Genomic DNA, 617 nt, shown 5'->3' on the forward strand with positions numbered 1-617 from the left:
GGACTTCGAACCCGACATCGACATGTAGCCGAAGGGCCAGCGCACTCGCCGCTGGCCCTTCGTACGTCCTGCGCCATGTCGTCGCCGCCCGCTACGGTTCCGCCATGGCTGACAATCTGATGTGGAACGGGCCAGGCAGCACGCCGGCCGGAGCCCCCGCGGCGCACCAGCCGCCGCCCATGCCGGAGGGGCCGCCCGCCGAGCCCGTGGTCGGCCGGCGCACCATCGCCGAAATCACCGCGCTGCTCGACAACATCCGGTACGCCGTCGAGACCAAGGGCCACCGGCTGGAGGAGTTCCACGAAGGCGTCCGGGCCGCCTATACGTGGGCAGTCGGCCAGGGGCCCTCGCCCATCACCGACCGGGCCGCTGGCATCCCCGACGCCCGGCAGCTGCGGGCCGAGGACGACGCAGCCGACGAGGCCCTGCGGTCGAGCTCCCGCCGCCGGTACGCCAACGGCGTGCAGCACGCGGTGATGTGGGTCCGCGGCGCGACCGACGCACAGCCGTGGCTCCGCTGGCAGTAACGAGTCCGGACAACGACGAAGCCCGCCCCAGTCCACCGGGGCGGGCTTCGTAGTTCCCGCCGTTCAGACCTCGCTGTCCTGGGGCTGCTC

General features: G+C 72.6%; 1 protein-coding gene. It reads left to right on the forward strand.

Annotated features, from left to right (window positions below; all coding sequences use genetic code 11):
- Positions 1–104 precede the first annotated feature (104 nt).
- A complete protein-coding gene (locus tag G3I78_RS46870) occupies positions 105–527 on the forward strand; it encodes a hypothetical protein (protein WP_164436707.1) in 423 nt (140 codons plus the stop codon).
- The last annotated feature ends 90 nt before the right edge of the window (positions 528–617 follow it).

This window comes from Streptomyces sp. SID13726, assembly GCF_010548375.1.
Classification (GTDB): domain Bacteria; phylum Actinomycetota; class Actinomycetes; order Streptomycetales; family Streptomycetaceae; genus Streptomyces.